The following is a 9756-nucleotide window of genomic DNA, read 5'->3' as shown; positions in this document are numbered from 1 at the left end:
ACCGACAATATCAGGCTAACAGTCTGAAAAATAATACAGTCCTATCGCTGCACTTTATTGGATTGAGGGTAGTATCTGACCGATATGCACGACTGCCAGTGAAGCAGTTTTTAAAAGCAATAGCGCTGCTTCACCAATTCGGCGGGGCTTACACAATTGATACACTTTAATATTTGTGGGGATCCCTCAGGGTCAGATACACATTAATTGGTTTTGGTGGTTTTGGTGGTTTTGGTAACTGTAAAGCGGTAAAGTTGAGCTCAAAGTTTGAGCATCTTGCTCGCTTTAGGAAGCATCAGGTAACTATAGATTAATGTGTATCTGACCCTACTTTATTCTAAACGTCATGAATACTCCCTGTTTTTTAAATCATCCTATTGATTTTTATCGATTATTTATGGGGTGGGGCAGGCCTAGCGCTAATATTTAATCTGTTAGGAATTACTTAATATTAATGAAGTTTTAACGCTAAAAAAGTTTTGTTAAATACCATAACAAAACAAAAAAATAAGAATAATTAGATAGCAAAAACAGTGGTTAATACCTTCTAACAAGCATAAAAAAACCTTGGTACTTTTCAGAACCAAGGTTTAATGTTTACGTTATGTTTTAGTTATTACTCTTGCGATAAGCTATAAACATAAGCGCTGATTACGTGAATTTTTTGCTCACCTAGGATTTTATCCCATGCTGGCATTATGCCGGCGCGGCCATTAGCTATTGAAGCTTGAACAGCACGTTCAGAGCCACCGTATAACCAAATGTTGTCAGTTAAGTTAGGCGCACCAAGGTCAATCCCCATGGCTGCACTACCTTTACCATCACTACCGTGACATGCTGCACACATAGCAAATTTAACTTTACCTGCGGCTGCGGCTGCAGTGTCAACTTCACGACCACTTAAACTTAAAACGAATGCTGCTACTTCTTTAACACCTTGTTCGCCGCCTAAAGCTGCACTCCAAGCCATCATGCCATTAGCTTTTCGGCCGTGCATAAGCGTAGCTTTTATTGCTTCAGGTGAACCACCGTATAACCAATCTTGGTCAGTTAAGTCAGGAAAACCAGTTGCACCACGCGCATCAGAGCCATGACATTGCGAACAGTTTTGTAAGAATAAGCGCTGTCCTACTTTACGTGCAGAAGCGGCTTCTTCGTCGTTAGCTGTAGCTAAATCGGCTATTTCACGCTTGGCGTATGCGTCAAAAATAGGTCCATATTTTTCATCTGCAGCAGCAACTTCACGATCGTATTGTACTAACAAGCCTTTTTCTTTAGCCAAAGCCGATTTTTCTTTAGACTCAGCTAAATTTAAAATACCTTGGTTAGAACTTTCCCAGCCAGAAAAACCTTTCCAACCGCCTAAACCATAAACCGCGATGTAGAAAAAGCCCCAAATAATGGTTAATAAAAAGAAATTACTCCACCATTTTGGTAGTGGGTTGTTTAACTCTTCAATGCCATCAAAAACGTGTCCAGTAGGCTCACCTTCAGCTACGCCTGCAAAGTTCTTTAAACACATGCGTAATAATAAGTAACAACCTATCAATGTGCCAAGGGTTAGAACCGATACCCAAATAGTCCAGAAGCTAGACATTATTAGTCTCCTGCTTGTTATTTTTGTTAGTGTGGCTTATTTCAGTTTCAGTTTTTTCTTCAAAAATTGAATTTGCCGCTTCATCAAACGATGACTTGCGTTTTTTTGAGTATGACCAAACCACAATAACTATAAATAATGCCAATATTAATAGAGCAATAAGCCCTCTAAGCGTGCCGTAATCCATCATATTATTTCAACGCATGACCAAGAGACTGTAAATATGCAATTAATGCATCCATTTCTGTTTTGCCTTTAACTGCTTTTTTTGCACCTGCAATTTCAGCTTCAGAATATAGAGGAATAGCATTACCTTGCTCGTCTTTGTGGCTTCTATTACGGGTTAAAAAGTTAAATGTAGCTAACTTCTTACCCGTTAATTCGCCATCAAGTGTATTTTCAGCTAACCACTTAAAAGAAGGCATGTTCGACTCTGGTACAACTGAGCGTGGGTCAAGTAAATGCGCACGATGCCAATCATCACTATAACGACCACCAACACGCGCTAAATCAGGCCCCGTACGTTTTGAACCCCATAAAAATGGGTGTTCCCATACTTGTTCACCAGCAACAGAGTAATGACCATAACGTTCTGTTTCAGCACGAAATGGACGTATCATTTGGCTATGACAAACATTACAGCTTTCACGAATGTAAATATCACGGCCTTCCATTTCTAATGCCGTATAAGGGCGCAAGTTATCAACAGGAGTTGTGGTTTCTTTTTGAAAAAACAAAGGTGTTATTTCAACTAAACCACCGACACTGATTGCAAGAATGGTGAAAATAGCAAACAAACCAACATTTTTTTCAAACTTTTCATGTTTATTTTTCATCGTCGGCTCCTTAAGCTGCTTTCACTGCTTCAAGACTATTGTCTTTAGCATAAATTGTTTTAAACATGTTGTAAGCCATCAATAAGAAGCCTGATACAACTAATACACCACCAACAAAACGCATAAAGTAGAATGGGTAAGAAGCCGTTAAACTTTCAACAAAACTATAAGTTAAAGTACCGTCGGTATTTACCGCTCTCCACATTAACCCTTGCATTACACCTGAAATCCACATAGCAACAATATATAAAACAATACCAGCAGTATGTAACCAGAAGTGTATGTTAATTAAGCGAATGCTATACATGCGGCCTTGATTAAATAGCACAGGAATTAAGTGGTATACCGCACCAATTGATACCATAGCAACCCAACCTAGTGCGCCAGAATGTACATGGCCAATTGTCCAGTCAGTATAATGTGAAAGGGCATTTACCGATTTAATTGCCATCATTGGGCCTTCAAACGTAGACATGCCGTAGAAAGATAACGAAACAATTAAGAAACGAAGAATAGGGTCATAGCGAAGTTTATGCCATGCACCAGACAGCGTCATAATACCGTTGATCATACCACCCCAAGATGGCAAAAATAGTACGATTGACATAACCATACCCACTGACTGAGCCCAATCCGGCAAAGCAGTGTAATGTAAATGATGTGGACCAGCCCAAATGTATAACGATACTAAAGCCCAAAAATGAACAATAGATAAACGGTAAGAATAAACCGGGCGTTCAGCTTGTTTTGGTACGAAGTAGTACATCATACCTAAGAAACCCGCTGTTAATAAGAAGCCAACGGCGTTATGACCATACCACCACTGCATCATGGCATCTATTGCGCCAGAATAAAGGGAGTAAGATTTCATCATTGAAACGGGAATAACCATACTGTTGCCAATATGTAATACGGCAACGGTAAGAATGAAACCACCGAAGAACCAGTTCGCAACATAAATATGAGAGGTTTTACGCTTGATTAAAGTGCCAAAGAATACGATGGCATAACTTATCCAAACCACGGCAATTAAAATATCAATTGGCCATTCTAATTCAGCGTACTCTTTGCTTGATGTATAACCCATGGGTAACGTTATAACGGCAAGTACAATAACCGCCTGCCAACCCCAAAACGTAAAGGCGGCTAAGTTGCCCCCAAAAAGTGTGGTTTTACAAGTACGTTGCACAACATAATATGAAGTTGCAAACAATGCACTGGTACCAAAAGCAAAAATTACCGCATTGGTATGCAGCGGACGAAGACGAGAGTAGGTTAACCAAGGTGTGTCAAAGTTTAAAGCAGGCCAAATTAATTGTGCCGCAATAAGAACACCTACAAGAGTACCAACGATCCCCCAAATAACTGTCATTACGGTGAATTGACGCACCACATTGTAGTTATATGACGGATGATCTAGCGTTGTTGTCATTTTAATTGTTCCGTTACTAGGTTAGGTTTTGCAGTTTTGTATAAAAAAGAGTCTTTTTCATGAAAAATGCTGAGAAGCCATGATAAATGTCACACTCGAAAAGCGAGTTGTTTCAAATTCTGTGTGATTTTACCTTTCGCCCATGCCATAAATCAACCGTAAAACTTGATTTAAATCAACAAAAAAACTGCATTCTCACTATTACTGCTAGAAATAGTAAAAAACAATATACAAATAATTGCTGTATCTATAAAAGGTTAGCATTAAAACTTGAATAAACTAGCCCTAAAACAGTTAAATTATTGCTGTTATTTTGTCGATTGTTTTTTCAAGGTAAATATTCGAAATTCATGGCAGTTATTGCATTTATTCAAAGTGTCTAAGGTATTTCTGTCAAATTTACTTAAATTGTTATCAATGAATAATTCAGCATAGTATTAGCCTTTAAATATAAATACTGAGATTACAGACTAAAAAGTTCATTAATACGATTACTGATTGTGTATGATAGCGGACAAATTATTTCGTTTTATTTTCATTAATTAAAAATGTTGCTCTCTGTGATTAATTCTCTAATAAACTCAGTTTTTAAAACTGTTATCAAAATCATTTCGCGTATTTCATCGGCAATAATAGCGCTTTTTTTATCTGTACTGCTTTTTGCATGTAGCCCTGACAATCAATCAAACCTAAGTGCTGATGTTGCATCTGCACAAGTTGCTCACTGTATAATTGGACAAAGCAAATGCGAATTTGCACTAACCAATGCTAAAGCTAAAGTATTATTTGATGTTGAAAAAATAATTGCAGAGCAGCCTTTTAACATGATCGTTAAGTACCAAGGCCAAGAAAAACTAAAGAGTATTACTGGTTATCTTGAGGGCGTTGATATGTACATGGGCAAAATTCCATTATTTTTTGATCTTCAAGCAATAACTCATAATGGTAATGAAACTTCAGCTAAAAGCTCGATAGTTTCAGCCGACAAATCATCAAAACTACCTGAGCAATTAACACATCAAGCTGCAAAAAAAGAGAATCAGCTATCTTTACAGGAACCTTCACAGGAGCTATCACAGGTTTTTCAAACTGAAGTGCTTATTGGAAGTTGTTCCTCAGCACAAATGAAATGGCGTATTTGGTTAACTTTTACCACCGAGAAAAACATAAAGCATACTAAAATGTTTACGGTGCCAAGTTATCGCGCTTAAGCGCCTAGGCATGCCTTTAGAGGAGTTAATTTAGTTTTTAAGAATAGAAGTGTAGCCAACTAACTTTTGCAGTTTGAAGCAAGTAACATAGTTACATACGATGCTGAGTAATGTGTATTTTTTAGAATTTATTAAGTTGTTTTAAATAATTTTTATAATGCTTTTCGACTTCTTGTTTAGTTAACAATTTAGCTTCAGATTCCCTTTCAAGTATTGTCTGCATGTAAAAAAGAATATTATCGTGAGTTAACTTTATTTGCTTTGGGAAGAGTTCATTTGGCGCAATTTTATAATCCAGCCAGCTACCATCATCAAACTCAATATGAGAACCCCACTTAGAAATGAGTAATTCGCCATCTCGATCATCAAGCACGATACTTATTTTATAATAATAAGATTCACTATCAAATGATTCTGAATATGGAAACTCCTCACCATTTTCATTCGTTATGACTTTATCGTATGACATTGATTATCCCTTAATCGAGCCTATAAATTTTTATTGAGAAAACTACACTTACTAACTTGCTACTAACCAAATAGCGACTAATACCATTAAACTACCTGATATTTTATTGAGCAATTGAACATTGTTACGTTTGGTTAAAACTTTAGCGATAGATTTACCGCCCGTGGCATAAAGCGTCATGCAAATAAATTCAGATATTAAAATGACTATAACTAAAATACTTAACTGAGGTGTTAATGGTAATGTTTGGTTTATAAAAGGGGGCAATAACGAAATCATAAACGCCCAACCTTTAGGGTTGGCGATAGCGGTTAAAAAGCCTTGCTGAAATAAGCTACGTCTTTTAATTGATTGTTGATGCTGATTTGGGTCTGTACTGAGTTTACCTTTGGCTCGCCACATATTAATACCGACATAAAGTAAATATAGCGCGCCCATGATTTTAAAACCTTGGAATAGTTGCGGCAATGCAGTCATTAATGTTGCTATACCTAATACAGAGGCAACGGCAACGGTTGCTACGCCTAATAGCTCGCCGTACATCATCCAGAATGTTTTCCTCACGCCAATGGTTATACCTAAGCTCATGGCCAAGGTCATACACATGCCTGGCGTTATGCTAACCATAAAAAATGTTGGAATAAAAATACTCAGTAAGGTGAAGTCTATCAAGGTGTTAGTGCCAAAAATGGTGAGTAAAAGAATAATAACGCAATTAAGTGAAGGTTTAATAACATAAAGTTTAAATAAACTATAAAAAAGTAATTTTGATTCGAGTAATTAAATACGGCTAGTAGAGCTTAAATCAAGCAGCTTATAGAGAAGAACTTGTTAGTTTATATTGTGCAGCAAGTGAATATCAAAAATGTATGAAATATTGCTAGCGTTCATTGTTAAGTGAACGCTGCGATAAATTGTTCCGAAAAATGTAAAATTTTAGCGGTAACAGAGGTAATAAAAACTATTATTCACGATAAAAGCCAATATGTTGATGAAAACGAACAATCAACTCTTCTTTATCATTATCGTATTTAAGCTTTTGGGCAATGCTATGTAAAACAGATTCTATTTGATTTAAAAACTTACCATAACCGTGGCTGGTTTTATCTTGCTCACTGGCAACAAATACAAAATGCACGCTATCAACTAACTCTTCAGCAACCCATTTACAGGTATAACCACTATTCATACTTTTAGGGTTATAGCCAATCATCATTAATTCACCCTTAGCCACGGTAGATTCATCTTCACTGCGGCGCACAATAGGCACTAAACCATTAGCTATCAGCGCACCATTATTCAAATTATGTTTTTTAGCTGCACTCATAAATGCATCGGCAATATAGTTATATAGCGGGTTATAATTTTCACCTTCACTATCATCAAGTTTAACTAAATTACGTAATCTACGATTAATCGGCATATCGACAATGGCATAAGTCAGCTCGTCGGTATTTTCCGGAATAGATATCTCATCGGGCGCATAACGGTTAGAGATACTGCGTAATTTATGCACTTGGTTGCCTTGCACACCTTTATCTTTGGCAAATAAGTCATAAGTAAGGTGCTGATGATCACAAATACGCATTTCGTCTTTCGCCATACCACTTTGTTCAGTGAATTTGGTGATAGCTTTAACAACTTTTTGATGAAAAATTGCCGAGTCATGTCTTACTTCATTACCGTTAGATAAAAACACTAAATGAATTTTGCTAGCCTGCTTTTTTCCGTCAAAATAAGCTTTTTGACTAAAATGATAGCGAGAGTTGTATAAAAATAAAATTTGTTGATCGGTTTGTGCGGTAATTTTTTCTGGGCTAAAACGAATGCGGGCGAACTTGTCGTTGGCAACAAACTGGCCACTTTCTATGTCTAGCTCTTCATTAATTTTAAAAAATATTTCTGACAACTTTTTATAAAATGGCAGAAACGGTTGTTCGCTGCTGTGATCAACAGGGCCTGATATTCTCTCGATTAAACTGTCTGTAATAGCAAACTTAGCAAGTAAATATTGGTTTTCACGTGCAGAAGAAGGAATATGCACTTTATGTTGAACACGTCTTGTACGAGAGATTGGCATAACATTTTACCTTTAATTTAAAAATATCATCATAGTAGTATCAATTAAGGTGGTCAAATAAGAAATAAATCACAAGGGAGATCATTAGCTTAACAAGGCTATTAAAGTTTTAATATTAGGGATAAAAACAATGTTACAGCGCTTAGGTTATCTACAAAGGGGTTAAAAGCATCAACTTCGTATAGAAAATGTTTGCTTTAATATTTCTTTGCACCTAACCCTACCTAAATGAACCAAGATTTGTATATAATCTCGTGGTCATTCTTAAATAAAGTATAAAAAAATGAAAAATACCTTAGCTTTCACACTATTAACTTCAGCCGTATTGTTGGGCTGTGGCGCAGAAAATTCTGTCAAAAAAACAAATAGTACTGCCGATGTAACAGCAAGTTATAACAGTATTAATAAAGAACAGCTGACCGAGCATATTAAAACCCTTGCTTCAGATGAATTTGAAGGGCGCGCACCTTCAAGCAAAGGTGAAGAACTTACGCTTGATTACTTAACAAAACAACTTACTGCCGTAGGTTTTAAACCGGGCAATGGTGATAGTTTTTTACAAGCCGTACCTATGGTTTCTATTGAAGCATCACCAGAAATGACTTTATCTATTGGTGATAAAGCATATCAATATGGTCATGATATGGTCATGGGCTCTAGCCGTATTAGTGAATTCGAACAGCTGAAAGATTCTGAGTTAGTTTTTGTTGGTTACGGTGTTAACGCACCTGAATATCAATGGAATGACTACGAAGGTCTAGATGTTGAAGGAAAAACAGTGGTAATTCTGGTAAACGACCCAGGTTTTGCTACTCAAGACCCAGCATTATTTAATGGTAACGCCATGACTTACTACGGTCGTTGGACATATAAATATGAAGAAGCGAGTCGTCAAGGTGCTGAAGGTGCAATAATTATTCATGAAACAGCACCAGCATCATACGGTTGGTCGGTTGTAGAGCATTCATGGACCGGTCCTCAATTTGGCTTTGTTCGTGAAGATCTAAACAAAGGTCGTGTAGCGGTTGAAGGCTGGGTTAATAGCGAGGTTGCCAAAGAGCTTTTTGCTGATGCCGGATTAAACTTTGAGCAAGAAAAAGCAAAAGCAGCAAAGGGCAGTTATCATGTTGCTATGGGCGACTTAACCGCTTCAGTTGAGGTGAAAAATACCGTTAAAAAGTCAAAATCATATAACTTTATTGCCACCTTACCCGGCAGTACCAAGCCTGACGAACACATTATTTACACTGCGCATTGGGATCATCTAGGTAAAGATACAACCAAAGACGGCGACCAAGTTTATAATGGCGCAGTTGACAATGCATCAGGTACAGCAGCTTTAATTGAAGTAGCTGAAGCGTTCTCAAAATTACCTGTATTACCTGAGCGTTCAATTACCGTAATGGCAGTAACCGCTGAAGAGCAAGGCTTACTTGGCTCTAAGTTTTATGCAGCAAACCCAGTTATTCCAGCAGCGAAAACAGTGGCTAACATTAATATGGACGCATTAAATGTAAATGGTCGCAGTAAAGATGTATCTGTTTATGGTTTAGGTCAATCTCAGCTAGACGACTACTTAACCGTTGCCGCTAAAAAACAAGGGCGTGTAATTTCAGGCGACCCTCGTCCAGCAGCTGGTATTTACTACCGTTCTGATCACTTCGCTTTCGCTAATATCGGTATTCCAGCACTTTATGCTAAAAGTGGTAAAGAGCCAGTTGATGCCGCTACAAAAGCACTAAGAGAAATATTAGACCCAATTCTCGCTAAGTGTTACCACAACGCCTGTGATGAATACAGCGAACAATGGGATCTTTCAGGTGCCGTAGAAGATATGCAAGCCTTCTTCGCAGTAGGTTATGAACTTTCACACAAAAACGTGTGGCCACAGTGGAGCAAAACCTCAGAGTTTAAACGCTAAGCACACAGCTAAAACTCCAAAGCAGCAATTATGTAATTGCTGCTTTTTTTTATGCTAAAAATAATAAAGTGAATAAAGTGGGGTCAGATACACATTAATTAAAACCAAAAATAAACTAGGGTCAGATGCTCATTAAAATTTATCTTTTCAATTTTGTTGTTAAGCGTAAATTATACTTTAAAGATTCTTGTTCTATACTGAGAACAATTT

At 37.2% G+C, this 9756-nt stretch carries 9 protein-coding genes; 2 read left to right on the top strand and 7 right to left on the bottom strand.

Annotated elements, in window-relative coordinates; genetic code table 11:
- Positions 1-616: 616 nt before the first annotated feature.
- Genes ccoP through ccoN form a run of 4 tightly spaced genes read right to left on the bottom strand, consistent with a single transcriptional unit; the run spans position 617 to position 3865 of the window.
- Complete coding sequence (ccoP, locus tag B6A32_RS15645) at positions 617-1597, bottom strand: cytochrome-c oxidase, cbb3-type subunit III (RefSeq protein WP_085305753.1); 981 nt, start codon at positions 1595-1597, stop codon at positions 617-619.
- Entirely contained in the window at positions 1590-1784 is a 195-nt protein-coding gene (locus B6A32_RS15640; RefSeq protein WP_085305766.1) for a cbb3-type cytochrome oxidase subunit 3, read from the bottom strand. Before B6A32_RS15640 ends, ccoP begins: the two co-directional genes overlap by 8 nt.
- Positions 1785-1788: 4 nt before the next feature.
- Positions 1789-2433, bottom strand: a complete 645-nt coding sequence (ccoO, locus tag B6A32_RS15635; RefSeq protein WP_085305751.1) for a cytochrome-c oxidase, cbb3-type subunit II — start codon at positions 2431-2433, stop codon at positions 1789-1791.
- A 10-nt stretch (positions 2434-2443) separates the two neighbouring features.
- Positions 2444-3865 carry a cytochrome-c oxidase, cbb3-type subunit I gene (gene ccoN / locus B6A32_RS15630; protein ID WP_085305749.1) on the bottom strand — a complete coding sequence of 474 codons (1422 nt, stop codon included), beginning with the start codon at positions 3863-3865 and terminating at the stop codon, positions 2444-2446.
- Between the two features lie 560 nt (positions 3866-4425).
- On the opposite strand from ccoN, the gene B6A32_RS15625 reads away from it, so the two are divergent.
- Positions 4426-5076: a hypothetical protein gene (locus B6A32_RS15625; protein ID WP_143327920.1), complete on the top strand. Its 651-nt coding sequence runs from the start codon at positions 4426-4428 to the stop codon at positions 5074-5076.
- Between the two features lie 121 nt (positions 5077-5197).
- Here the strand turns inward: B6A32_RS15625 and B6A32_RS15620 are convergent, their stop codons facing one another.
- The 3 genes from B6A32_RS15620 to B6A32_RS15610 all read right to left on the bottom strand — a co-directional run bounded on the left by B6A32_RS15620 (position 5198) and on the right by B6A32_RS15610 (position 7625).
- Positions 5198-5545, bottom strand: coding sequence for a hypothetical protein (locus tag B6A32_RS15620; protein WP_085305745.1), 348 nt, complete (start codon positions 5543-5545; stop codon positions 5198-5200).
- A gap of 51 nt (positions 5546-5596) precedes the next feature.
- Positions 5597-6217, bottom strand: coding sequence for a LysE family translocator (locus B6A32_RS15615; protein ID WP_198946931.1), 621 nt, complete (start codon positions 6215-6217; stop codon positions 5597-5599).
- A gap of 292 nt (positions 6218-6509) precedes the next feature.
- On the bottom strand, positions 6510-7625 hold the full coding sequence (locus B6A32_RS15610; RefSeq protein WP_085305741.1) for a DUF3083 family protein: 1116 nt from the start codon (positions 7623-7625) through the stop codon (positions 6510-6512).
- Between the two features lie 283 nt (positions 7626-7908).
- Here B6A32_RS15610 and B6A32_RS15605 point away from each other — a divergent pair, with 283 nt between their 5' ends.
- Positions 7909-9546 carry a M28 family metallopeptidase gene (locus B6A32_RS15605; protein WP_085305739.1) on the top strand — a complete coding sequence of 546 codons (1638 nt, stop codon included), beginning with the start codon at positions 7909-7911 and terminating at the stop codon, positions 9544-9546.
- The last annotated feature ends 210 nt before the right edge of the window (positions 9547-9756 follow it).

Origin of the sequence: Colwellia polaris (genome assembly GCF_002104515.1) — a bacterium.
Taxonomy (GTDB): domain Bacteria; phylum Pseudomonadota; class Gammaproteobacteria; order Enterobacterales; family Alteromonadaceae; genus Cognaticolwellia; species Cognaticolwellia polaris.
This window is presented reverse-complemented; position numbering and strand designations above follow the sequence as displayed.